Here is a 23,910-nt window from a genome sequence, read left to right as displayed (position 1 = left end):
TAAGATTGTTTTATTTTTTTATTTTAGTATATTGAATAATTAGCAAACAAGTATAAAAATATAAAATATTCATATAATTTAAAAAAATGGTTTTCTTTATGAAAAGAACGTACTGTAAAAATATAAATTTATTAGAAAAAAAAAAAGTTAAAATTTTTGGATGGATCAGCACAATTAGAATTCTAAAAAATTTAGTATTTATAAAAATAAGAGACTTTACTGGAGAAGTACAAGTTATTTGTATAAAAGAAAAAAAAACAGTATTTGAGTTAGCAAAATCTTTAAAAAATGAATCTTGTGTAAAAATTTTTGGAATAGTTCAGAAAAAACCAAAAGATCAAATTTTAGATCATGAAAATAAAGAAAAGTTTGAAATTATAGCTAAAAAAATAGAAATTATAAATATTTCAGACAACATACCTATAGAAATACAAAAAGAATCTTCTGAGGAAAAAAGATTAAAATTTAGATATCTTGATTTAAGAAGCAAAAAAATGCAGAAAAACATTAAAATAAGATCCAAAGTAATAGAAATAATTAGAAATTTTTTTTATAAAAAAAAATTTTTAGAAATAGAAACTCCTATACTTTCGCATTCTACAGAAGAAGGAGCTAGAAATTATATAATTCCAAGTAGAGTGCAAAAAAATAAATTTTATTCTCTTCCACAATCACCTCAAGTTTTTAAACAAATTCTTATGATTTCTGGATTTGAAAAATACTATCAGATAGCCAAATGCTTTAGAGATGAAGATTTAAGATCAAATAGACAACCTGAATTTACACAAATAGATTTAGAAGTTGCTTTTGCAAACGCAAGATCTATACAAAATATCATAGAAAATCTAATTCGAATAGTTTGGAAAAAAATTTTTAATATTTTTCTTCCAAAATTTCAAAGAATTTCCTATAAAAATTGTATTTTACGTTTTGGAAATGATCAACCAGATTTAAGGAATAAAATACAATTTATAAAAATAAAAAATAGCAATGTTCAATACAAAATAAAAACTAAAAAAAAAAAATATTCCCTTTGTTTTAAATTATCTAGTTCAGACATGCAAAAAGATATTTATAAGATACAAGAAAAATACTTTTCTAAAATTTTTCAAAAATACTATCCTTATATTTCCTGGACACAAATTATTCTAAAGAATAGAAAATTAGAATTTTTTGGTCCTTTAAAAAAAATTTTATCTACTTATTCAATTGAAAAAATATCAAAAATTGCTAATTGTGAAAATAAAGATTTTTTATTTTTCTATAATTTTGAAGATATACAAGATATAGCAATTTTTAACAATATAAAAGAAAGATTTGGAAAATATTCAAAATCTTTCATTAAAAATTATAGTTCTTGGAATCCTATTTGGGTAACAGATTTTCCAATGTTCGTAAGAGATGAATCAGGAAAAATTATTTCTGGAAGACATCCTTTTACATCTCCAAAAAATAAAAAAATAAAAATAAAAGATTCTTCTAAAAATCTTTTAAATATCGTATCCGACTCTTATGACTTAGTAATAAATGGATTCGAAATAGGAAGTGGATCAGTTCGTATTTTTGAGTATAAAATGCAAAAATCTATTTTTAAAATTCTAAATATTGATAAAAAAAGAAATTTTGGCAATCTTTCTTTTTTTCTAAATGCTTTAAAATTTGGCGCTCCCCCACATGCTGGTTTTGCTATAGGTTTAGATAGACTTATTATGATACTAACTGATTCAAAAAATATTAGAGATGTAATAGCATTTCCAAAAACTACTTCTGCTATTGATTTAATGACAAATTCACCTAATAATATAGATAAAAATCTTCTTAAAGAATTAAATCTATACAAGTTTTATTAACTTTTAATTAGGTAAATTATGTCTGGTCACAGTAAATGGTCAAATACGAAATATAGAAAAGCATACAAAGATTCTAAAAGAGAAAAAATTTTTAATAAAATTGTTAGAGAAATATACTCTGCTATAAAATTTGGAGGAATTGATCCAACAAAAAATTACAAATTACGATCTATTATAGAAAAATCTTCTTTGTACAATATGCCTAAAAGTAATGTACTGAAAATTATTTCTAAATTTAAAAAAAATTCTCTAAAAAAAGAATTTTTTATAGAAGGATATGGCCCAGAAGGAATAGCAATTTTAATTTTTTGTATATGTAGTAATTTTAGTATTGTACTCTCAAAAATAAAAAAAGTATTTTCTAAATTCAATGGTAACGTATCGAAAAATAATTCTGTATCTCATATTTTTAAAGAAATGGGTGTATTTTTAGTATATTCAAAACTTTTAAAACAAAAAATGATAGAAAAAATGATTGAAATTGGAATAGAAGATATATTCAATATTAAAAATTTTACAGTTTTGTATGTTTTAAAAACTTATTTTGAGAAAATTAGCTTTTTTTTAGAAAAAAAAAATACTAAAATAATTTATAAAAAAGTACTTATGATTCCAAAAAATAGAATTGAAATTTGTAGTAATAAAAAAGAAAAAGTTCTTAAATTTATTAATGAATTAAAATCTATGGGGGAAGTATCAAAAGTATACCATAATATGAATAAAATAACTATTTTAAAAAATTAAAACATATGAAATATATTATACTAGGAATTGATCCTGGATCTACTGTTACAGGATACGGAATAATAGAAAAAAATTTTTATATCAATAGTGGATGCATACCAGTAAAAAAAAAATATCAAAAAAATTCTTATTACTTTTTAAGATATATATATTTAGAAATAAATAAAATTATTAGAAAATTTAATCCAAATTATTTTGTAATAGAAGAAGTTTTTATAGGTAAGAACGCAAAAAATTCTTTAAAACTATCTCAAGCTAGTTCTGCTGCAATACTTAGTGCTACAAAATTCAAAATACCTATATTTCAGTATTCTATAAAAACGATAAAAAAAATAGTCACTGGATTTGGTAATGCAAAAAAAGACTATATTTTTGAAATTGTTTCTAAATTTTTTAGTATTCAGAATAGAAGTATAAAACAAGATTCTATAGATGCTTTAGCAGTTGCTATGACACACTATTTTATATTTTTAAAAAATAAAATATAAAAATTATGAATTTTTTTTTTAAAATAGTAAAAATACTAGCACTTTTTTTATTTATATTAACATTTACTCATATCGTACAATGCGAAAATCTAATTTTCTTTACAGAAATTAGAAAAAATTTACTTTTTTTAGAAATTTATAAGATTTACAAAAAAATAAAAAAAATTTTTTTTTATTCTACATTGGAAAAAACAAACCCAATTTTTTTAAGTAAAGAGAAAAATAAAAAAAACTTATATATTCGTACTAAAGAAGAAAAAGAAATTATAGATACAGAACTTTTAAAAAGAAAAAAAAAAATTTACGATGCCTCCATTATTAGAGAGAAAAATAACAAAATAAATAAAAGTACTGAAAAAGAAAATAGGTATATTTTAATTAAGGGAGATACAAAAAAAAATAAGTTTTTATACTATACGGAAAACCTTACTATTTCTAAAGAACAAATAGAAGAAATAAAAGAGATTTTTAAAACACAAATTAATTCGCAAAAAAAAATTAAAGAATTTGCTTTTCTTTTAGAAAATAAGAAATATTCTTTAGAAAAAAAATTTGATAGAATTATTGCAATCCGTATTTTGCAAGAAAATAAAGAATACTTTGCATTTTTAGAAAAAAATGGAAATTTTTATAATCAAAACGCAAAAATTTTATCTAAAAAATTTATAAAATTTCCTATACTAAAAAAAGTTCGTATTTCTTCTTCATTTAATTTAACAAGAATTCATCCAGTAACAAAAAAAATATCCCCTCATAAAGGAGTAGATTTTGCTTTACTAAAAGGAACACCAATAGTATCCATAGGAGATGGAGAAGTAGTAATTTGTAAAAATGATAGAAAAGCAGGAAATTATCTAGAAATAAAACATAATAAAATTTGTAGCAGCAAATACATGCATTTAAAAAAAATACTAGTGAAAAAAGGACAAAAAGTAAAAGTAGGAGAAAAAATTGCTTTATCTGGAAATACAGGTAGATCTACAGGTCCTCATTTGCATTTCGAAGTTTGGGTTAATAAAAAAGCGGTTAATCCTTTAACTACTAATCTTCAGTATACAGAAAATCTTACAGGAAAAAAAAAGAAAAGATATTTAGAAAAAATAAAAAATATACTACCTAAATTAAAGATTAACTAAAAAAAATTTCTAATATCAATCTTATGTTTAAGATAATTAAAATAAAAGCGATTAGAAATCCAAAAAATATTTGATACTTTTTATTTACAAAATTTTTCATTATTTTTTTTGATGAAGTTATGTACAACAATGGTATAATTGATACAGGAAGAGCTATACTTAAAAAAATTTGCGTATATATTAGTAATTTCTCTATTTTATCGTTATTATTTCCGTAAAAAAATATACAAAATAAAACAGGAATAATTGCAAAAAATCTGGTAATCATTTTTCTCTTCCAAATTGAGATTCTAAAATTTAAAAATCCTTCCATTACAATTTGTCCAGATAAAGCTCCTGTAATAGAAGCGCTTTGACCAGAAATAAGTAGAGCAATTGCAAATAAATTAGATAAAGTTGAACTAGCAATTTCCCCTATAGTATTTTTGTTTTGTAAAGAATAGTAGATTTTAAAAATTTTTCCTACTGTTTCTGGAGATTTTCCGAAAAACAAAGAAGCTCCCAAAATTAAGAGAAGGCAATTTATAATTAAAGAAAAACTTAGTTGTATATTTGAATCAAAAATGGCGTATTTAATCGATTCTTTTATATCTTTTTCATTCTCTCTTATATACCTTCTAGATTGTACTATAGAAGAATGTAAGTATAAATTGTGAGGCATAATAGTAGCTCCTATAATTCCTAAAGATATAAAAAAAGAAGAATCATTTCCATTTGAATAAGAATATAAAATTTTTTTATTAGGTAATAAAGATAAAAATATTTTTTTCATATCCGGATTTGCCAAAAAAACTTCGTAACAAAAAATTAGAAATACTGTAAAAATCAAAGTAAATACTATTGCTTCAATTTTTCTAATTCCAAATTTAGTCAGTTCTAAGAGTAATAAAACATCTAATATTGTTATAATAGTTCCAAAAATAATTGGTATTTTGAACAGTAGACTTAGTGCAATTGTACTTCCTATAATTTCCGCTGTTTCTGTAGCGATTATAGATAATTCAGCTATTATCCATAAACATAAATTAATTTTTTTATTTTTTACTAAAAAATTAGTTGCTTGAGCCAAATCCATACCTGTAACTATTCCTAACTTAATACAAAGTACTTGTAAAAACATAGCAATAATACTAGAAACAAAGATCACAGAAATTAATAAATACTCGTATAAAGCACCTCCTTGTATAGATGTAATCCAATTTCCAGGATCCATATATCCTACTGCTACTAGAGAACCTGGACCAGAAAAAGCAAATAAATTTCTAAAAAAATTCCTATTTTTTTTAAAAACTGGAACTGTATTATTAATTTCTGGAAGACTTACTTTTTTTTTCATTTTTAAGAAAATTCTTTATTCTACTCGAAATATTTTCATTATACTAAAAAATTTTTTGAAATTTGTTTTTGTATTTTTTTTGATAATCACTACTAAATCATTTTTTTTTAATATTTTTTTGTATTTTAGTTTTTCTATAATATTTTTTTGTAAAGAAAACTTTTTTTTATTTTTGATCTGAAATACTGGAAAAATACCTTTGCATAAAATAGAATTATACAGATTTTTTTTATTTTCTGATACAAAGAATATTGGAGTTCTACAATTCATTTTTGACATTTTTACTAAAACTTTTTCAGAAATAGAAAATGCTAAAATAGCTTTTATTTTATGAAAAATATTAGATATATAAATTGCAGATATTCCAATAGATTCTTGTAAATTTGTAATTTTTTCAAAATTTCTTATTGTTTTTTCTTTTATTTTTTCTGCTTTTAAACAAATTTTAGACATACTCAATACAGTTTCTACTGGATATTTTCCTGTAGCTGTTTCTCCAGAAAGCATAACACAATCAGTACCATCTAAAACAGAATTAGCAACATCCATCACTTCTGCTCTTGTTGGAATACGATTGTATGTCATAGATTCCATCATTTGCGTTGCTGTAATAACTGGTTTTTGCAATTCTATAGATCTCAATATAATTTGTTTTTGTATTTTTATTAAATTTTCGTATCCAATTTCAACTCCTAAATCTCCTCTTGCAATCATAATAGCGTCTGATGCTAAAATCATTTCGTCTATATTTCTTTTATTTTTTACTACTTCAGCCCTTTCTATTTTGGAGATAATTTTTGCTGTACTGCCTACTTCTTTAAGTAATTTTCTAGCTAAAAGTATATCAGATTTATTTTTTGGAAAAGATATGGCTAGATAATTGATCTCCATATTAGATAACTTTTTAATATCTTTTTTATCTTTTTTTGTTAGTGTTTCTGCTGATAGACCTCCGTATAATTTATTAATTCCCTTATTATTTGCTAAAACTCCTCCTGTAAGAACTTTAGTAAAAATTGTATTTTTTTCTATTTTTTCAACTTTTAATTGTATTTTTCCATCATCCAGTAAAAGAATATCCTTTAAAAATATGTCTTGTAGTATTTTTTCATAGTTTATTACTCCTACAAAATGATTAGTTAGTTCTTTCGAAAGACAACTTAAAATAAATTTTTGTCCTTCTCTAAGTTCCACATTTTCTTTTTTATAAGTTTTTACTCTTAATTTTGGTCCTTGTAAATCTCCTAAAATTCCTACATATTTTCCTAGTTTATAAGAAATTTTTTTTATTTTTTCTATTCTTCCTACATGTTCTTGAAAATCTCCATGAGAAAAATTTAAACGGAATATATCTGCTCCAGAAATAATCAATTTTTCTATATTTTTATCTAAATCAGTAGAGGGACCCAAAGTAACAACTATTTTAGTTTTTCTAATCATATAAATAAATTCCTTTTGTTTTTATAAAAATTTTTATTTTTTATTTAAACAATATAATATAAATATCTTTAAAAAAAATAGTTTTGTTATAATCTTTATCAAAATTAATCATCTAATTCTTAAAAGGAAATCATATGCCAAAAATTGTACAAAAAAAAATAAATCCGTATAATTTAGTAATTTTTGGCGCTAAAGGAAATTTATCTAAAAAAAAATTGTATCCTGCTATTTATCAACTAGAAAAAATGCATCTTATACATCCAAAAACTAAAATTATAGGAGTCGGAAGAGCAAATTGGAATTCAAATTTTTATAGAGAAATTTTTTTCGTTGCTATAAAAAAAAAAATTAAAAATTTTTTAGAATTTTCAGTTTGGAATAGACTAAGAGAAAAATTAATATTCTGTAATTTAGATATAGAAGAAACAAAAAATTTTAAAAAATTAAAAGAAATTATTGAACTAAATTCTTTTATTACAATTAGCTATTTCGCTACACCACCTGAAACTTTTTCTAATATTTGCTATGGATTAGCTAAATTCAAAATGAACAAAAAAGAAAATAGAATTATACTAGAAAAACCTTTCGGTACAGACTATTCTTCTGTAAAAAAAACAAATGAAAAAATTTTAAGATACTTTCAAGAAGAACAAATCTATAGAATAGATCATTATTTAGGAAAAGAAACTGTTTTAAACTTATTTCCTTTACGATTTTATAATTCTTTTTTTTATTTTAATTGGAATAATATTTCTATAGACCATATACAAATAACTTTGGCAGAAAAAATAGGCATAGAAAAAAGATGGAATTATTTCGATAGAATAGGACAAATGAAAGATATGTTTCAAAGCCACATGCTGCAAATACTTACAATGATTTCTATGAAAAAACCAAATTCTATGAATGTTTTTTCTATAAGAAAGGAAAAAGTAAAAATTTTAAAATCTTTAAAAAAAATGGATATTAAAAATGCCAGAAATTTGATTTCTCTTGGTCAATATAGTTCTGGATATATAGACAAAAAAAGAGTTCTAGGATACTTACAAGAAGCAAATGCAAATCAAAAAAGTCAAACAGAAACTTTTTTTGCTGCCAAAATAGAGATAGAAAATTCCAATTGGTTTGGAGTTCCATTTTATTTACGAACTGGAAAAAGAATGCCAAAAAAATGTTCAAAAATAGTTTTGTACTTTAGAAATCCATTTAAATTTTTAAAACAAAAAAATAAATTTTTTGAACAAAATAAAATTACAATTAGACTACAACCTGATGAAGGAGTAGATATCGATATTTTTAGCAAAATTCCTAATTTAGAAAAAAACAATTTTTATAAAAAAGTAAAATTAAATGCAAATTTTAATAGAATATTTAAAACTAAAAAATACTGCTCTAATTCTTATGAAAAACTTTTATTAGAAGTTATGAAAGGAAATCAATCTCTTTTTGTAGGAAGAGAAGAAATGGAAGAATCTTGGAAATGGATAGATTCTTTATCTGAAGTAATATCAAAAAAAGAAAAATTTTTACAAACCTATCCTTCTGGAACTTGGGGTCCAAAATCTTCTTTTAAAATACTAAAAAAAGATAAAAGATATTGGAATAACTCTTAATTTACTACAAAACTAGTCTTGAATAAGACCTAATTTTCTAGAGAAATTTAGTAATTCTGTTACTTTGTGTACACTTAGTTTTCTCATAATATTTAGTCTATGTGTTTCTACCGTTTTTACACTAATAAATAAATTTTCTGCAATTTTTTTATTAGTGTATCCTAAAGAAATTAACTGTAAAATTTGTTTTTCTCTGAAAGAAAGAATAAAAAATCTTTTTTTATTTTTTATTTTTTGCAGAATTGTTTTTCTATTTAAAGAAGGATCAATATATACTTTTTTAACAGCTACAGTTTGTATTGCAGCTAGTAATATTTGTTTCTTACTGTTTTTTAGAACGTATCCTTTTACTCCATCAGAAAAAGCTCTGATAGCAATTTTTTCTTCTGTAAAAGCAGTATAGGCTAATATAGACATTTCTGGAATTTCATAGTGTAGTTTAGAAATTAAGTTTAATCCATTAATATCCGGTAAATTTAAATCTAAAATTAAAATATCTGGCTTATGTAAACAACAAATTTTATATAAAGAGTTTCCTTTATTAGTTTTTGCTATTATTTTAAATCTAGTATAAGGATATAAAAGATTTTTAATTGCATAAAAAATAATTTCATGATCATCAGCTATTATCAAATTATACATATTAGGTCTTTAAATTTTTTTGTATAGTATCATATAATAATAAGATTTCTTTATTAGATATTTCTTCTTTTTGATTTTTTTCAATTTTTACTACTCTATTAAAAGTATTTTTTAAATTACATTGTCCTGCAATTCCTTTTATATTATGTAAAAAAAACGAAATTTTTTCTTTATTTTTTCTATTTTTATAAATTTTAGAAATAATTTTTTTGAAGAAAAGAAATAATTTCTTTTTAGGAACAAAAAATTTTTTAAAATTTTCTTTTTTTTCTGTATGATTCTCTTTTAATGGAATATTTCTTAGAATTTGAAATTCATATGCAATGCTTAAAATATTTGCAATTTGTAAAATATTAATTGGTTTAATCAAGTATTGATTAACTCCTATTTTTTTACTATATTTTATATCTTTTTGTGAAATACTAGCAGAAAGTATAACGATCATGCAATTTTTATCTTTATTTTTTTCGTCTTCTCTCCAAATTTCTATACAAGATAATCCACTTATTTCTGGCATTTTTATATCTACTATAACTAAATCAAATCTATGAACTCTTCCTAGTAAAATTGCTTTTCTTGCAGAAGAAACAGAATAGACTTCTTGTTGTAAATACTCTAACATCATAGTAATTAAATTTCTATTAATTTTTTCATCTTCTACTATAAGTATTTTCATTCTCCATGGTTGCACTAAAAAATGTTTTTTCTTAAATTTATAGAAATTTTTTTCTTTGAGTATATTTCTTATATATTTGTATAATTGATTTGGTAAGAATTGAAATTCTTTTTTAAAATACTTGTTTTTCTCATATGAAATACTGCATTTTATTCCCCAGTTAGATAATTGTTGGTATAAAAAAAGAGGAACTTTTTTGATTTCTTTATGAAATTTTATTTCTTCTTTTTCTTTTGTTAGTAAAGGAATGGTGCAAACTACAATAGTGCCAAAATTTAAAATACTATACAAAGATATTTTTCCTTTCATAATTTCAACTAAATTTTTAGCAATTGTTAGTCCTAATCCAGTACCTTGAACTGTGTTTTTTGATTGGAAAAATGGTATAAATATCTTTGATTGATCTTTATCGGATATACCTGATCCATTATCATGAATAGAAAATCTTATATTTTTTTTTCTTCTTAGAACACTAAGAAGTATTTTTCCGTTTTTTTGAGTAAATTTAATTGCATTACCTAGAATATTAATTAGTATTTGTTTTAATTTTTCTCCATCTGTATAAATCTCTTTTGGAATTCTTCTTCCTATAAAAGTTCTTAATTCAATTGATTTTTTTTTACTTGCATTTTGTATGGTATAAATTGACTGATCTATTATTCTCAGTATAGAAGTTATTTTATTATGTAAAGAAATTTGTCCTGATTCTATTATAGAATAATCTAGTAAATTATTTACTATAGAAGATAGAGATACTGCACATTCTTTAGTAATCTTATTTAATTCTTTTTGTTTTTTACTAAGAGAAGTAGTCTTTAACATATCTATGGCTCCTAGTATTCCATTTAATGGAGTTCTTATTTCATGACTAATATTTGTAATTTGTATACTTTTTCTTTTATTTTCAATTTCTGCTTTTTTTTTAGCAAAATTAATTTGTCTTGTTCTATATTGAACTTGTTTTTCCAAATTTTCATATTGAAATTTTAAAATTTTTAATAGTAAATTATAAGATTTTGCTATTTTTCCAATCTCATCGTTTCTATTTTGAGGTAGTTTTTTTTGTAAAGATTTAAAACTTGTTTTAGTAATAATATCTATAAATTTCCAAAGTGGTTTAGCTAAGTGTATTCTTAATAAAATAACTAAATTAGTAATTAAAATTAATAAAGTCAGTACTACAAATGGAAGCTGTTTATTTAAAATTTTCATACTTTCATCAAAAAAATCTCTATTGGGTAGTATAGTAATTTGTTTCCATTTATTTGGTACCAAAATTTTACAGTATATACTGTATCCAGAAATTTTTTGCCAACCTTCTCGGATATTTTTGAAGTCAATAATAGATTTTAATTTTTTTTCATTAAATTCAGATACTCGAGAAAAATGTAAAAGATTTCCTTTTTTATCAGTCCAGACATTTATTTCTGTTCCAAAAATTTTGCTTGTATACTCAAAAATATCATTAATTTTTATAATTAAACCTATAACAGTATTACAATCTACTTTTTTAGCTACAGAAACTATCCATCCTATTTTTTCTTGGTATCTTGGAATGCTCCAATAAAATTTTTTATTTTTTGAATACTCTGAAATTTCATTTAAAATTTTTTTTTGTGCAAAAAAATATCCCTTTTCTACTTTTTTTGGCAAAAGTAAAATATTATATTTTTGATCAAATAGAAAACTATCTATATAGTAAGTTTGTCCAGAAGTTCCATAGTACTTTATAAAATTTTTGTAATTCTCTTTTGTATTTTTGTATGTACAAACATTCTTATTTTTTCTATCATTCTTTTCTAGAATAGAAGATGTATAATGATTTTTTTCTTTATAATTCTTATATTTCTTTTCTAATTCTTCTACATCTTTTTCTGCTCCTAAAAATTTATAACTTGTTAGATTATTTTTTAATAAAGCAAGTTTTTCAGTATTTTCTAAGATCATTCTTTTATTTCTATCAAAAGAAATATAAGAAAATATAAATATAGACAGTATCCAAATAATTATTAGATTCAGTATTATAAAAGTGGTTAATTTTGCCACTATAGAATTTGTTATTTTCATGATTATAAAATTTAGATTTGTAAAATACTAAGCAATTAAAGTATTTTTTTCCTACTATTTAAAATTAAATTAGTTTAATGTTTACTAAAAAAAAATAATTTTTTATAATTTTGCAAACATTAAAATTTTTATAAAATCTTATTTATAATGGAGAAAATAAAATTATGCTAAGAATAGCAATTTTTCTTCTAACAAACTTTTCAATTTTACTAACATTAGGAATGATCTTACAATTTTCCGGATTTCAAAAATCTAATATACTATCTCTACTAATAATTTCAGGAATATTTGGATTTGGAGGATCTATAGTATCTTTAGTACTATCAAAGTATTTATCTCTAAAATCCGTATCTGGGAGAATAATAAAAAAAATTACAAACCAAGAAGAAAATTGGTTATTCAAAACTATATCTAAACATGCAAAAATAGTAAATATTAAAACTCCGAAAATTGCTATATATCCATCTATGGAAATAAATGCTTTTGCAACTGGAATAAGTAAAGATAATTCTTTAATAGCTGTAAGTCAAGGATTAATAGATAATATGAACGAAAAAGAGAAAGAAGCAGTTTTGGCTCATGAAATTAGTCATATATCAAATGGTGATATGGTTACTATGACTCTATTGCAAGGTGTACTAAATACTTTTGTATTTTTCTTTTCCAGAATACTTGCTCAAATTGTATATTCTATATTTCAAAACAGCAAAAATTGTAAAGAAGAAAAACCACAAAATAGTTTTTTGTATTTTGTTTTTTGTATGATATTAGAAACTATATTAGGAATATTTGCAAGTGTTATAGTGTTTTGGTTCTCTAGAAATAGAGAGTTTTACGCTGACGCTGGATCTGCAAAAATAGTTGGAAAAAAAAATATGATTTCTGCTTTAGAAAAACTAAAAAGCAGTATTTCTCCTAAAGAACCTAATCATGTACAGGCATTTTGTATAAATGGAAAAAAAACTAATTCGAATATTTTAACTAAATTATTTTTATCGCATCCTAGTTTAGAGAAAAGAATAAAAGCTCTACTAATGGAAAAATATTTCTAATTTTCTCGTAATTATAAAATTTGAAATATTCAAAAACTCAAGTACAATAAAAATCTATCAATTAAAAATTTTGTAAAAAAAATTGCATAAATTTTTTGTTCAATATAATATTTTTATCATGAAATAAAAGAATAAAAAGTTTCTGTATAGAAAAAATAAATTCTAAAATACAGCAACAATTTTCTTTTATAAAATTTTATTAATTTAGTTTGAGGAAATAAGTAACAATGGCAAAAATTAAAGGTCAAGTCAAGTGGTTTAATGAATCTAAAGGATTTGGTTTTATCACTCCTGAAGATGGCAGTAAAGACGTATTTGTGCATTTTTCAGCTATTCAAGGAAGTGGTTTTAAAACCTTATCAGAAGGACAAAATGTAGAATTTGAAATCCAAGACGGACAAAAAGGACCTTCAGCTATTAATGTAACTACATTATAATTGCAAAAAAATTGCAACTCCTATAAAAAGAGTTGCAATTTTTTAGTTTAGAATTCCTAACCAATATCCTAAAATTCCAAAAATAAAAAAACTCACAATAATCCAAAGAGCATTAATTTTTTTATTCAATAGCCAAATACAAAAGAAAGTTAAAATTAGAGGTACAATTCCCGGCATAAGTTGATCTAATACGTTTTGCAATGTAGTAATTTTAGAATCTCCATTTCCTCCTTCTAATCTTGAGATTACAACAGGTATATTGATGTGTGTCCATTTATTTACTAAAGCTCCCATTACAAAAAGTCCTAGTATTGAAGATCCTTCAGTAATTTTTTGTAGCACTCCTCCTTTAATATCTTCTACGATATTAGCACCTTTTTTATATCCGTATAGCAAACCATAGTATTTTGTAGATAATCTTACTAGATTAAAAGTACTAAAAAATAGTATTGGACCAAAAATATTACCAGCTATTGCAAAAGTAGCTCCTAAAGCGGCTAAAATAGGTCTGATAGTACCCCAAAATATAGGATCTCCAACTCCAGCTAAAGGACCCATAAGACCTACTTTAATACCATTAATTACAGAACTTTTTATTCCAGAAAATTTTGATTTTTTTTCTTCCATTGCAATTGTTACTCCTAAAATAGGAGAAAACATATACGGATGAGTATTAAAGAATTCCAGATGTCTTTTAAGAGCTTCTTTTCTATTTTCGTCATTTTTTGGATACAACTTTTTAATAATTGGTATCATGGAAAAACAAAATCCCATAGCTTGCATTCTTTCAAAATTCCAAGAACCTTGTAAAAAATTTGATCTAAAGAACACCTTAATAAGATCTTTTTTGCTAATTTTTTTTTTTATTATTTCTTTTTTTTTAGACATAGAATATTCCAATTTTTTATTAATCTAATTCATTATCGATAGTTTTAGCGCTCAGATTTTCTTTTGTATAAGAAGTAATTTTTTGATATTTTGGATTCAACTGTATATATATAATAGCCATTACTGATCCAATAATGCCAAGAGCTACTAAGTTAAAGTTTGTGAAAGCAGCTATTACAAAACCTAAATAGAAAAAAGGCATTAGGTATCCAGTTTTCATCATGTTTATTACCATAGCATATCCTACGACAACTATAATACCTCCTGATATATTCAATCCATTAGTAATAACTTTTGGTATTGAATTTAAGAAATTTCCAATTTTTTCTGTTCCTACAGAAATTCCTATTATGGTAGAAGGAATTGCTATACGTAATGCTTGCATAAAAAGAGCTAAAATATGTATTCTACTAATTTGATTTATTTTTCCAAAGTTTGCATATCTATTTGCTATATGCTGTAAACCTACAGCAATTGTTCTTACTAAAATAGTTAAAACTTGTCCTGTTGCTGCTAATGGTATAGCCAACGCTATTCCCGATCCAATTTCTTGACTGCCTGAAATTACTAGAATAGTAGATATTATAGAAGCTAGTGCTACATCTGGAGCAATTGCTGCACCTATATTCATCCATCCTAGTGATATCATTTCTAAGGTTCCACCAATCATAACTCCTTTTGTTACATCTCCTAAAATTGCTCCAACTAAAGTACAGGAAATTATTGGTCTGTGCAATTGAAATTCATCTAAAATGGATTCCATTCCAATCAAACAAGCAACAAAAAACAACAAAACGATTTGTATTATATTTATTTCCATTTTGGATGTTCCTTAAATATTATTTGCTTTTTTAATGAGTTTTATTAAATTTACTGATTTTTCTGTAGCTACCTTTCGTATTTCTAATTCTATTCCCAATTTATGTAATTTTAAAAAATATTTTATATCTTCACTACTTACAGAAATTGAAGAATGAATTTGTTTTTTACCTTCTTTAAAAGACATACCTCCTATATTTACAGATTTAAATTTTACTCCTTTTTCTAAAACTTTAAATACATCTTTAGGATTCGTAAAAAGTAAAATGACTCGATCTTTAGAATATTTTGGATTTTGATATACTTTGATAAATTTTTCTATACTAACAACATGAGCTGAAATTCCTGGAGGAGGTACTTGAGTTAATAAAGTTTTTCTAATTAAATCTTTTGATATTTCGTCATTTACTACTATAATTCTATTTGCTTTAGTAGATTTAGTCCAACTTGTTACAACTTGCCCGTGTATTAAACGATCATCTATTCTAATTAAAGAAAGATTCATACTTAGTTTTTCTTTTTCTTTAATAGGTTTTTGTTTGTTTTCTATTTTACATTTTGTTTTTTTTTGCGTAATTTGTATACTTTTTTTTCCTATTTCTTGAAGATAACTAGCTAATTCTTTTAAAGAAAATTTTTCTTCTTCTAAAGTACTCACTTCTAGTAGAATAGGAATATTCAATCCTGTCAAAATTTCACAATTTCTTATTTCAGATTTAATTCTACTAGCAGCATTAAATGGACTACCACCCCACATATCTACTAAAAATAGTACACCTTTCTTACAATCCAATTTTTTTATCGTACTTTTAAATTTTTTATACAATTTTTCAGTATCTTCTTCAGATAAAAAATTTACAAATTTTATATTTTCTCTTTTTCCAGCAATCATTTCTGCAGTTTCTAGAATACTTTCTGCAGTTTTTCCATGAGTGCTAATAACAATTGCAGTTTTCATAATTTTTCCTAAATTAATTTCATTAAATTAAAATACCATATTTTGCGTTTAAAACTGGAATAATAGACATTATTTTATGTATAGTTTCTTCAAATTCTTCTTCATACTTACTAGATATAGTTATGCCACCACCTGCAGAACAATATATCTTTTTTTCTTCTGTTATTAAAGTTCTAATTAGTATATTACTATCAAAATTTTTACAAAAACTTAAATAAAAAACATTTCCGCACCAAGCATTTCTTTTGTTTGGTTCTATACTTTCTAAAATTTGCATAGCTTTTATTTTAGGAGCACCAGTAATTGAACCTCCTGGAAAACAAGAACGAATTAATTTAAAAATTTTTTTATTGCTACTAATTTTTCCATTAATTGTACTTACCATCTGATAAACTTTTTTAAGTTTCTCTATTCTAAATAAAGAAGAAACATACACACTCCCTGGAATAGCAATTTTTCCTATATCGTTTCTTAATAGATCTACAATCATAACATTTTCAGATTTATTTTTTTCTGATAAAAACAAATCTATTTTCTTTTTTTTGTCTATTTTTTTATTACTAGATCTATTTGTTGTTCCTTTAATAGGTTCTGAAATAACACATTTTTTTTTTACTTGTAAAAATCTTTCTGGTGAAAAACTTAATATAGTTTGAGAATTATTAATTCTAATAAAAGAAGAAAAAGAAGCAGAATTGTAAAATAGTAAATTACAAAAAGCTCTCCATTCATTTCCAGAATATGAAGAAAAAAATCTTTGTCCAAAACAAATTTGGTAGCAATTTCCTTTATTCAGATGCGAAAAAATTTTTTCAAATTTTTTTTTATATTCTAATTTTGACATGTTTGATTTCCATGAGCTAGACAAAGAAAAATTTTCTTTTTTGTTATTTTTTAATGATTTAATCATTTTTATAATTTTATTGGGATTTTTTCTACTGACTAAAGTAATCTTTTTTTTTTTAAATTCAGAAATAATCGCCCAATTGTATATTCCTACAGCCATATCTGGAAGATATAGATCTTTTTTAGAAATATTGGGAATTCCAGAAAAAAAATATTTTGATAGATCGTATCCTAAAAATCCCATTGCTCCTCCTTGAAAAGGAATGTTCTTTTTTCTTTTTACTCTATTAAATTTTGAAAAAAAATATTCTACTAATTCAATAGGATCTTTAGTGCTTACAAAACTTTTATTTTTATAAGTAACAAAAGTATAGAAATTTTTTGTTAGTAGTGTAACTTCTGGAAAAGAAGAAAAAATATCATATTTTCCATCTTTTTTATTATTATTTCCGGAATGTAGTAAAATAGACCAAGGAATATCAGAAAAATGACTAAATATTTCTAATATTTTATTTTCTTGATAAGATAAAGATTCGTAGTACATAATTTAATAATACTGACATGAAAATTTTATGTATAGACACTACCACAAGTACTTGTTCTGTTGCAATTTTTAAAGGAAAAAAAATTTTTTACAAAAATAAAATAGTTCTAAGACAGTATACTAAGTATATTTTTCCTATGATAGAAGATTTATTTAAAAAATCTAAAATTTCTAATAAATCTATTGATGCTATTTCTTTTAATTGTGGTCCTGGAAATTTTACAGGAATCAAAGTAGCACAATGTATAGCAAATAGTATATTTTTTATTAAAAAAGTACCTATTCTCGCAATACCTTTGTATATTATTTTGGCAGAAACAATCAAAAAAAAAATACAACTTAACAGAGTAGTAATATCTATTCGATACAAAAAAAAAAAAATGTATTTCGCCAGTTGTTTAAAAAACAATTTAGGAAATTGGATTTTTTTAAAAAAAAAAGAAGAAAAATTTTCTGTGAAGAAAATTCTTAATTATGTAAAATATATCAAAGAAAGAACTATTTTTTTAGGATACGGGAAAAAAGAAATTTTAAAAGTAAAAAATAACAAAAATTTAATTTTCCATGATTTATGCAAAATAGATGCTCGTCATGTAGGAATAGTAGCAAAATTATTTTTTAAAAAAAAAATCACTTTTTAAAAATTTCAATTTTACAGACTAAAAATGAAGAACTTTTATTATTTTTTCTAATTTTTATAGATATCATATTAGGTTCAACTTTATAATGTTGGCAAATTTTTGTTATTAATTTTTTTCTTAAAAAAGAAGGAAAACTTTTATTTTTTTTATTTCTTTTACTATCTATAAGAATTCTAAGTCTATTTTTCGCAATTTTTGCAGTGTTCAACTTTTTGGAATTAAAGAAATTTAAAAAATTCATTTTAAATTCTCCTAAATATTCTTCTAAAAAATCCAAATTTCTTTTTTAAGAAAGGAAATTCTATTTTTCTTCCAAGCAAACGTAGTACAGTGTTATAGTACTCTTTTCCTGCTATAGAATTTTTTTGTAGTATAACAGGCTTTCCTATGTTAGAAGATTTTAAAACCAGTTTATCTTCAGGAATTATACCAATAATTGGTATCCCTAAGATTTCCATTATATCTTTTGTACTCATCATATCTCCTTTACTAACTAAATTAGCATTATATCTGTTAATCAATAAATGTTCTCTTATTGGATTAAGATTATTTTCTGATTTATAAGATTTTGATGCGATAATTCCTAGTATTCTATCTGCATCTCTTACAGAAGAGATTTCAGGATTAGTAACTATAATAGCTTCATCTGCATAGTACAAAGCCATTAAAAAACCTAATTCTATTCCAGCTGGAGAATCACAAATAATAAACCTAAAATTTTTTTTAGCAAGTTCATCGAAAATTTTTTTTATCCCTACTTTATTAAGAGAATCTTTATCTTTTGTTTGAGAAGCTGGAAGAATAAAAAGATTTGTACTTCTTTTATCTTTAATTAGAGCTTGAGAAAGATTTGCATTGCCTCTTATTACATCTATAAAATCGTATACTACTCTTCTTTCACATCCCATAATTAAATCTAAATTTCTTAATCCTATGTCAAAATCTATAACTGCTGTTTTGTATCCAATTTTTGCTAAACCCATTGCTATGGAAGCGCTGGAAGTAGTTTTACCAACTCCTCCTTTTCCAGAAGTGACAACAATAATTTTTGTCATTATCATTCCTCAAAATTTATACTAGTATTTTTTGCATACAAATCCTATTATTTAATAAAAAAAATCTAACAGATTTTTTTATAAGATTTTTTGGTATATCTTCATAAAAACAGCATTTTCCAGCTATAGAAAGCATTTCTGGTATTGATTTAGTACAAAATATTTGACATTCTTTATTTCCGGAAAATCCTGCTAAAGCTTTTCCTCTTAGAGTTCCATAAATATATATATTGTAATCAGAAATTATTTCTGCTCCTGAATTAATATTACTAAGTACTATTAAATCTTTTTTTCTTTCGTATATTTTCTGTCCTGATCTAATTGTTCTTTGTATAACTTTAAAGGATTTTTGTTTTTTAGAAAGAAAATTATTTTTTTTCATAGAAAAATTTGCACGCACAAAATTTTCTTTTTTGATTTTTTTTTTTGTTACACCTACTACATTTAGTCCCATTTTTGTAATTATTTTTAAAAAAAGTTTTTTAGGAAAGTTTTTTTTTGTATTTTTAAAATTTACAATAATAGGAATATTTTTTAAAAAAATTGGATTTTTTTCTAAAAAATGAAAGATTTTTTTTTGTAGTTTATTTACATCTTTTTCATATACGTATATGACAAAAAAAGAAAAGTTTCTAACTTTAATTTGCATATTACAATTAGTAAAATAAAATATTAAAAATTAGGGATAGTATTTTTTAGAATACTTGTATTATATAAAATTTTTTATAAATTAAAAAATTTAAATGGTTTTAAGTGGGCATAAAAATTTTAATAATTGTTTTTTCGTTATACAATTGAAAAGAAATTTTCTAAAATTTGTTAAATGTATAGACCAGTTTTTATAAATATCAATTTGAAGAATTTTTCAAAAAATTTATCTATAATTAAAAAAATAGTACAAAATTCATTTATATGGGCAGTAGTAAAATCTAATGCTTATGGACATAGTTTGATGAGTGCTATACTAGGACTAAAAAAAGCCAACGGATTTGCAGTTTTAGAAATAAGAGAAGCAATTTTTCTTAGAAAAAATGGTTGGAAAAAACCTATTTTATTGCTTTGTGGATTTTTCAAAAAAGAAGAATTAGAACTTATTGTAAAGTACAGAATCACTTTGGTAATTCATAATAAATGGCAAGTCAAAATTCTCAAAAATAGTTCTTTCATTTCAGAAAATATATTTATTAAGTTGAATAGTGGAATGAATCGATTAGGTTTTGATAAGAAAAATTTTATAAAATTTTGGATAGAAATGAAAAAAACAAAAAAATTTTCTAATATAATTTTAATGACTCATTTTTACAATACTAATAGCAAAAAAAGTACTAAAAAAATTATGTATACTATTAAAAATATTAGCACGAAAATACCAGTAAATAGTTTCTGTCTCGCAAATTCTGCTTCTATGCTTCTTTCTAAAGAAACACATTTAGATTTTGTTAGACCAGGTATTTTGCTATATGGAGTTTCTCCTAGTAAGAAATTTGAAAAAAAGGTTAAACAGTATAAAATAAAACCTGTAATGACTTTGCAAAGTGAGATAATATCTATACAAGAATTTTCTAATATAAGAAAGAATTTTGGATACTATAATAAGGAAAAAAAAATTAAAAGTAGAAAAGTTGGGATTGTAGCCTGTGGATATAATGACGGATATCCAAAAAAAATTCGTATTGGACACTCATATTGTTTAGTTGAAGGAAAAAAATGCTTTGTCATATTTGTTTGTATGAATATGATGGTTGTAGATCTACAATTTTGTCCGCAAGCATCTTTAGGATCTAAAGTTGAACTTTGGGGAGAAAATATAAAAATTAATGAAGTAGCTGAATTTTGTCAAACAAGTTCTTATCAAATTTTTAGTAATATTTCTAAAGATATTAGGTATTTCTATAAAAAATAGAAGATTTTTCTAAAAGTTTTATTCCTATTTTTTTTATTTTATAATTTCTTTTTTCAGCAATTATCCAGATCATATTTTCAAATAATATACTATCTCCAACTACAGGAGTAATATTTTTTGTAAGTTTCATAAAAAATTTTTCTAAACTAATATTTTTTGAAATTTTTTTAGAAAATTGTATTCCGTAAATTTTTGATATTTCGTATATTTTAGTTCTAGCGTTTAGTATAAAAATTCCAAAAATAAATTTTTTGTTTTTTGGTTTACAACTAAATACTTTACTAAGATAAGATAAATTCTTTTCTTTTCCTATTATACAAAGAATATCGTCTTTTTTTATTCTTATATACGGATGCAAATTAATCAACATATTTTTTCTAAAAATAGCCGTAATTTTAGAGTTTTTCGGAATTTTAATGTCTTTTAATAAAATACCTATACAAGAACTTCTTTTTTTTATTCTATATATAAATTGCTCCCAATGATTTTTTGGACATATATCTATTCCAATTCTTATCATAGGCAAAGAAATAGGAGGAATAATTACTCCTGCAAATCTAGCAGCAAAACTTAAAGAAGTACCTTGAAATAAAAGAGAAATTAGTACAACAAAAAAAGCTACATTAAAATACAATTTTGAATTATTTAAACCTGCCATCATTGGAAAAACTGCTAAAATAATTGGAACTGCTCCTCTTAAACCTACCCAAGATAAAAATATTCTTTCTTTTAAAGAATATTCTTTAAAAAATAATAAACTTAAAAATATTGAACAAGGTCTCGCTATCAGCATTAGCCAAATAGATAAAAACAAAGAAGGCATGGAAATCTTAATTAAATCACTAGGAGTAACTAATAATCCCAACACCAGAAACATACAAATTTGACTTAACCAAGCCATTCCATCAAAGGTTTGTAATATACCGTATCTATTTTTTATTGGATGATTTCCTAAAAAAAATCCGCATAAATATATTGCTAATATTCCACTTCCTCCAAAAAAATTTGTTATTGAGAATACTAAAATTCCTCCACTAATTGCTAGCAAAGGATACAAACTATTTGATAAAGAAATTTTATTAATTGCCTTTTGTAAAAGCCATCCTCCTAAAAATCCTGTTAGAATACCTAATCCAAATTCTTGAAAAAAATGTAGTATAAAGAAAAAAAAAGAAAAATTACTTTTATTTTTTATAGCAGAGATGAGTGTAGTAGTAAGGAAAACAGCCATAGGATCATTGCTTCCAGATTCTAGTTCTAAAGTAGAACTAACTCTTTCATTAATTCCTTTATTTCCTATAAGGGAAAAAACAGCTGCTGCATCAGTGGAAGATATGATAGCTCCTATTAACATTCCTTCTATAATATTTAGACTAAATAAATAAGAAGCCATCATTCCAGTCATTCCTGCAGTGATTGCTACACCTAAAACAGATAACGATAAAGAAGGTTTTATAGCAACAGAAAAAGCAGATTTTTTTGTTCTCATACCTCCGTCTAGTAGAATTATTGCTAAAGACAGATTACTAATAAAATAAGCAATTGAGTAGTCGTTGAAATCTATTTTTCCTATTCCGTCTACTCCTGCTAACATTCCTATAGCCAAAAAAATTACTAATATAGGAATTCCTAAACGAGAAGAAATTGAACTTAGTATAATGCTGATGCTAATTAGAATAGCGCTTATAATAAATAAGCTATCTGTATTGTGCAAATCTTAATACCTTAAAGTAATTATAAAATAAATACTAATGAATATAGATTTAAAATTTTGCTACATAAGATACTAAATCTAACACTTTACTAGAATACCCAGTTTCATTATCGTACCATGCAATCAATTTAAAAAAGTTTTTATTTAATTCGATTCCTGCTTTTGCATCAAATATTGAAGTTAATTCATTTCCATTAAAATCTGAAGAAACTACTTCATCTTCAGTATACCCCATAATGCCATAAAATTTATTTTTACAATACTCTTTAATTATTTTACATATACTATAGTAAGAAGTAGATTTTTTTGTTCTTACAGTTAAATCTACTACAGAAACATTTGCAACAGGAACTCTAAAAGACATTCCAGTAATTTTTCCTTGTAATTCCGGTATCACTTTTCCTACTGCAGTGGCTGCGCTAGTAGAAGCTGGAATAATATTTTGAAATGCCGCTCTACCTCCTCTCCAATCTCTTTTAGAAGCAGCATCTACAGTTTTTTGTGTCGCAGTAACAGCATGTACGGTAGTCATCAAGGCTTCTGTGATGCCAAAATTTTCTTGTATAACTTTTGCAAGTAAAGCTAAACAATTTGTTGTACAAGAAGCATTAGAAATAATTTTTTCTTTTCTGTAAGATTTTTCATTAACACCAATAACAAACATAGGAGTTTGATCTTTAGAAGGTCCTGTCATAACTACTTTTTTAGCACCAGAATGAATATGTCCATAAGCAAGTTCTTTAGTTAAAAATAATCCAGTTGATTCTATAACTATATCGACTCCTAATTTTCCCCATTGAATTTCTTTAGGATTTTTTTTTGAAAGACACACAATTTTTTTATTATTAACTAGTAAAAAATTTTTTTCAAAAGATATTTTTCCTTTAAATTCTCCATGCATTGAATCATACTTGAGCATATAAGCTATATACTTAGCATCTAAAACATCATTAATTGCAATAACATTAATGTCTTTTCTTTTTTGTGATAATCTAAAAATTACTCTTCCTATTCTTCCAAAACCATTAATTCCAATTCTTATACTCATAAATAAGATCCTT

Annotated in this window: 22 protein-coding genes; 9 read left to right on the top strand and 13 right to left on the bottom strand. The window is 23.7% G+C overall.

The genetic code is table 11. The features are described from left to right. Nucleotides 1-98 precede the first annotated feature (98 nt). From aspS to AOQ89_RS00890, 4 genes are read left to right on the top strand one after another with little or no spacing between them, the layout of a single operon-like run. Complete coding sequence (aspS, locus tag AOQ89_RS00905) at nucleotides 99-1,850, top strand: aspartate--tRNA ligase (RefSeq protein ID WP_195909754.1); 1,752 nt, start codon at nucleotides 99-101, stop codon at nucleotides 1,848-1,850. An 18-nt stretch (nucleotides 1,851-1,868) separates the two neighbouring features. Continuing rightward, nucleotides 1,869-2,594 carry a YebC/PmpR family DNA-binding transcriptional regulator gene (locus AOQ89_RS00900; RefSeq protein WP_080872439.1) on the top strand — a complete coding sequence of 242 codons (726 nt, stop codon included), beginning with the start codon at nucleotides 1,869-1,871 and terminating at the stop codon, nucleotides 2,592-2,594. Nucleotides 2,595-2,599: 5 nt separating this feature from the next. Then, entirely contained in the window at nucleotides 2,600-3,082 is a 483-nt protein-coding gene (gene ruvC / locus AOQ89_RS00895) for a crossover junction endodeoxyribonuclease RuvC (protein ID WP_080872438.1), read from the top strand. A 5-nt stretch (nucleotides 3,083-3,087) separates the two neighbouring features. Then, nucleotides 3,088-4,218, top strand: coding sequence for a peptidoglycan DD-metalloendopeptidase family protein (locus AOQ89_RS00890; RefSeq protein WP_080872436.1), 1,131 nt, complete (start codon nucleotides 3,088-3,090; stop codon nucleotides 4,216-4,218). Here the strand turns inward: AOQ89_RS00890 and AOQ89_RS00885 are convergent. Both AOQ89_RS00885 and pyk read right to left on the bottom strand, forming a co-directional pair. Further along, a complete protein-coding gene (locus tag AOQ89_RS00885) occupies nucleotides 4,211-5,554 on the bottom strand; it encodes an Nramp family divalent metal transporter (protein WP_080872434.1) in 1,344 nt (447 codons plus the stop codon). The two genes, AOQ89_RS00890 and AOQ89_RS00885, sit on opposite strands and share 8 nt — an antisense overlap. A 15-nt stretch (nucleotides 5,555-5,569) precedes the next feature. Continuing rightward, nucleotides 5,570-6,994 (bottom strand): pyruvate kinase, encoded by a 1,425-nt coding sequence (gene pyk, locus AOQ89_RS00880; RefSeq protein WP_080872433.1) that lies wholly within the window; start codon nucleotides 6,992-6,994, stop codon nucleotides 5,570-5,572. A gap of 134 nt (nucleotides 6,995-7,128) precedes the next feature. On the opposite strand from pyk, the gene zwf reads away from it, so the two are divergent. Next, nucleotides 7,129-8,607, top strand: coding sequence for a glucose-6-phosphate dehydrogenase (gene zwf, locus AOQ89_RS00875; RefSeq protein ID WP_080872431.1), 1,479 nt, complete (start codon nucleotides 7,129-7,131; stop codon nucleotides 8,605-8,607). Between the two features lie 12 nt (nucleotides 8,608-8,619). Here the strand turns inward: zwf and AOQ89_RS00870 are convergent, their stop codons facing one another. Both AOQ89_RS00870 and AOQ89_RS00865 read right to left on the bottom strand, forming a co-directional pair. Further along, nucleotides 8,620-9,249 carry a two component system response regulator gene (locus AOQ89_RS00870; RefSeq protein WP_080872430.1) on the bottom strand — a complete coding sequence of 210 codons (630 nt, stop codon included), beginning with the start codon at nucleotides 9,247-9,249 and terminating at the stop codon, nucleotides 8,620-8,622. A gap of 1 nt (nucleotide 9,250) precedes the next feature. Then, complete coding sequence (locus tag AOQ89_RS00865) at nucleotides 9,251-11,992, bottom strand: two component system sensor kinase (RefSeq protein ID WP_080872427.1); 2,742 nt, start codon at nucleotides 11,990-11,992, stop codon at nucleotides 9,251-9,253. 164 nt (nucleotides 11,993-12,156) lie between these two features. Between AOQ89_RS00865 and htpX the strand changes: the two genes are divergently transcribed. Both htpX and cspE read left to right on the top strand, forming a co-directional pair. Further along, nucleotides 12,157-13,044 carry a protease HtpX gene (gene htpX, locus AOQ89_RS00860; protein WP_080872424.1) on the top strand — a complete coding sequence of 296 codons (888 nt, stop codon included), beginning with the start codon at nucleotides 12,157-12,159 and terminating at the stop codon, nucleotides 13,042-13,044. 227 nt (nucleotides 13,045-13,271) lie between these two features. Next, entirely contained in the window at nucleotides 13,272-13,481 is a 210-nt protein-coding gene (gene cspE / locus AOQ89_RS00855) for a transcription antiterminator/RNA stability regulator CspE (RefSeq protein WP_080872422.1), read from the top strand. A gap of 42 nt (nucleotides 13,482-13,523) precedes the next feature. On the opposite strand, the gene manZ is transcribed toward cspE, so the two are convergent. From manZ to AOQ89_RS00835, 4 genes are read right to left on the bottom strand one after another with little or no spacing between them, the layout of a single operon-like run. Beyond that, nucleotides 13,524-14,369 carry a PTS mannose transporter subunit IID gene (gene manZ / locus AOQ89_RS00850; RefSeq protein ID WP_080872421.1) on the bottom strand — a complete coding sequence of 282 codons (846 nt, stop codon included), beginning with the start codon at nucleotides 14,367-14,369 and terminating at the stop codon, nucleotides 13,524-13,526. Nucleotides 14,370-14,388: 19 nt separating this feature from the next. Beyond that, nucleotides 14,389-15,189: a PTS mannose/fructose/sorbose transporter subunit IIC gene (locus tag AOQ89_RS00845; RefSeq protein ID WP_080872419.1), complete on the bottom strand. Its 801-nt coding sequence runs from the start codon at nucleotides 15,187-15,189 to the stop codon at nucleotides 14,389-14,391. Nucleotides 15,190-15,201: 12 nt separating this feature from the next. After that, nucleotides 15,202-16,146, bottom strand: a complete 945-nt coding sequence (gene manX, locus AOQ89_RS00840; protein ID WP_080872417.1) for a PTS mannose transporter subunit IIAB — start codon at nucleotides 16,144-16,146, stop codon at nucleotides 15,202-15,204. Between the two features lie 22 nt (nucleotides 16,147-16,168). Then, complete coding sequence (locus AOQ89_RS00835; protein WP_080872414.1) at nucleotides 16,169-17,536, bottom strand: chorismate-binding protein; 1,368 nt, start codon at nucleotides 17,534-17,536, stop codon at nucleotides 16,169-16,171. A 17-nt stretch (nucleotides 17,537-17,553) separates the two neighbouring features. Here AOQ89_RS00835 and tsaB point away from each other — a divergent pair, with 17 nt between their 5' ends. Next, complete coding sequence (gene tsaB / locus AOQ89_RS00830) at nucleotides 17,554-18,177, top strand: tRNA (adenosine(37)-N6)-threonylcarbamoyltransferase complex dimerization subunit type 1 TsaB (RefSeq protein WP_080872412.1); 624 nt, start codon at nucleotides 17,554-17,556, stop codon at nucleotides 18,175-18,177. Here the strand turns inward: tsaB and minE are convergent. From minE to minC, 3 genes are read right to left on the bottom strand one after another with little or no spacing between them, the layout of a single operon-like run. Then, a complete protein-coding gene (gene minE, locus AOQ89_RS00825) occupies nucleotides 18,167-18,418 on the bottom strand; it encodes a cell division topological specificity factor MinE (protein ID WP_143715370.1) in 252 nt (83 codons plus the stop codon). The genes tsaB and minE overlap by 11 nt on opposite strands. A gap of 1 nt (nucleotide 18,419) precedes the next feature. After that, entirely contained in the window at nucleotides 18,420-19,232 is an 813-nt protein-coding gene (gene minD, locus AOQ89_RS00820; RefSeq protein ID WP_080872408.1) for a septum site-determining protein MinD, read from the bottom strand. Nucleotides 19,233-19,248: 16 nt separating this feature from the next. Beyond that, nucleotides 19,249-19,881, bottom strand: coding sequence for a septum site-determining protein MinC (gene minC, locus AOQ89_RS00815; RefSeq protein WP_080872406.1), 633 nt, complete (start codon nucleotides 19,879-19,881; stop codon nucleotides 19,249-19,251). Nucleotides 19,882-20,055: 174 nt separating this feature from the next. On the opposite strand from minC, the gene alr reads away from it, so the two are divergent. Further along, a complete protein-coding gene (gene alr, locus AOQ89_RS00810; protein WP_080872404.1) occupies nucleotides 20,056-21,135 on the top strand; it encodes an alanine racemase in 1,080 nt (359 codons plus the stop codon). On the opposite strand, the gene AOQ89_RS00805 is transcribed toward alr, so the two are convergent. Both AOQ89_RS00805 and gap read right to left on the bottom strand, forming a co-directional pair. Then, nucleotides 21,113-22,849, bottom strand: coding sequence for a potassium/proton antiporter (locus tag AOQ89_RS00805; RefSeq protein ID WP_080872402.1), 1,737 nt, complete (start codon nucleotides 22,847-22,849; stop codon nucleotides 21,113-21,115). The two genes, alr and AOQ89_RS00805, sit on opposite strands and share 23 nt — an antisense overlap. A gap of 49 nt (nucleotides 22,850-22,898) precedes the next feature. Beyond that, nucleotides 22,899-23,897 carry a type I glyceraldehyde-3-phosphate dehydrogenase gene (gap, locus tag AOQ89_RS00800; RefSeq protein WP_080872400.1) on the bottom strand — a complete coding sequence of 333 codons (999 nt, stop codon included), beginning with the start codon at nucleotides 23,895-23,897 and terminating at the stop codon, nucleotides 22,899-22,901. Between the last annotated feature and the right edge of the window lie 13 nt (nucleotides 23,898-23,910).

It is taken from the genome of bacterium endosymbiont of Pedicinus badii (assembly GCF_002075085.1).
Classification (GTDB): Bacteria; Pseudomonadota; Gammaproteobacteria; order Enterobacterales; family Enterobacteriaceae; genus PRUG.
The sequence above is the reverse complement of the archived record's forward strand: the minus strand, read 5'-3'. Positions and strand labels throughout refer to the sequence as shown.

What these genes read in the sequence shown, in the direction of transcription:
- aspS (WP_195909754.1), top strand. Translation starts at nt 99, where the DNA reads ATGAAAAGAACGTACTGTAAAAATATAAATTTATTAGAAAAAAAAAAA.
- AOQ89_RS00900 (WP_080872439.1), top strand. Translation starts at nt 1,869, where the DNA reads ATGTCTGGTCACAGTAAATGGTCAAATACGAAATATAGAAAAGCATAC.
- ruvC (WP_080872438.1), top strand. Translation starts at nt 2,600, where the DNA reads ATGAAATATATTATACTAGGAATTGATCCTGGATCTACTGTTACAGGA.
- AOQ89_RS00890 (WP_080872436.1), top strand. Translation starts at nt 3,088, where the DNA reads ATGAATTTTTTTTTTAAAATAGTAAAAATACTAGCACTTTTTTTATTT.
- AOQ89_RS00885 (WP_080872434.1), bottom strand. Translation starts at nt 5,554, where the DNA reads ATGAAAAAAAAAGTAAGTCTTCCAGAAATTAATAATACAGTTCCAGTT.
- pyk (WP_080872433.1), bottom strand. Translation starts at nt 6,994, where the DNA reads ATGATTAGAAAAACTAAAATAGTTGTTACTTTGGGTCCCTCTACTGAT.
- zwf (WP_080872431.1), top strand. Translation starts at nt 7,129, where the DNA reads ATGCCAAAAATTGTACAAAAAAAAATAAATCCGTATAATTTAGTAATT.
- AOQ89_RS00870 (WP_080872430.1), bottom strand. Translation starts at nt 9,249, where the DNA reads ATGTATAATTTGATAATAGCTGATGATCATGAAATTATTTTTTATGCA.
- AOQ89_RS00865 (WP_080872427.1), bottom strand. Translation starts at nt 11,992, where the DNA reads ATGAAAATAACAAATTCTATAGTGGCAAAATTAACCACTTTTATAATA.
- htpX (WP_080872424.1), top strand. Translation starts at nt 12,157, where the DNA reads ATGCTAAGAATAGCAATTTTTCTTCTAACAAACTTTTCAATTTTACTA.
- cspE (WP_080872422.1), top strand. Translation starts at nt 13,272, where the DNA reads ATGGCAAAAATTAAAGGTCAAGTCAAGTGGTTTAATGAATCTAAAGGA.
- manZ (WP_080872421.1), bottom strand. Translation starts at nt 14,369, where the DNA reads ATGTCTAAAAAAAAAGAAATAATAAAAAAAAAAATTAGCAAAAAAGAT.
- AOQ89_RS00845 (WP_080872419.1), bottom strand. Translation starts at nt 15,189, where the DNA reads ATGGAAATAAATATAATACAAATCGTTTTGTTGTTTTTTGTTGCTTGT.
- manX (WP_080872417.1), bottom strand. Translation starts at nt 16,146, where the DNA reads ATGAAAACTGCAATTGTTATTAGCACTCATGGAAAAACTGCAGAAAGT.
- AOQ89_RS00835 (WP_080872414.1), bottom strand. Translation starts at nt 17,536, where the DNA reads ATGTACTACGAATCTTTATCTTATCAAGAAAATAAAATATTAGAAATA.
- tsaB (WP_080872412.1), top strand. Translation starts at nt 17,554, where the DNA reads ATGAAAATTTTATGTATAGACACTACCACAAGTACTTGTTCTGTTGCA.
- minE (WP_143715370.1), bottom strand. Translation starts at nt 18,418, where the DNA reads ATGAATTTTTTAAATTTCTTTAATTCCAAAAAGTTGAACACTGCAAAA.
- minD (WP_080872408.1), bottom strand. Translation starts at nt 19,232, where the DNA reads ATGACAAAAATTATTGTTGTCACTTCTGGAAAAGGAGGAGTTGGTAAA.
- minC (WP_080872406.1), bottom strand. Translation starts at nt 19,881, where the DNA reads ATGCAAATTAAAGTTAGAAACTTTTCTTTTTTTGTCATATACGTATAT.
- alr (WP_080872404.1), top strand. Translation starts at nt 20,056, where the DNA reads ATGTATAGACCAGTTTTTATAAATATCAATTTGAAGAATTTTTCAAAA.
- gap (WP_080872400.1), bottom strand. Translation starts at nt 23,897, where the DNA reads ATGAGTATAAGAATTGGAATTAATGGTTTTGGAAGAATAGGAAGAGTA.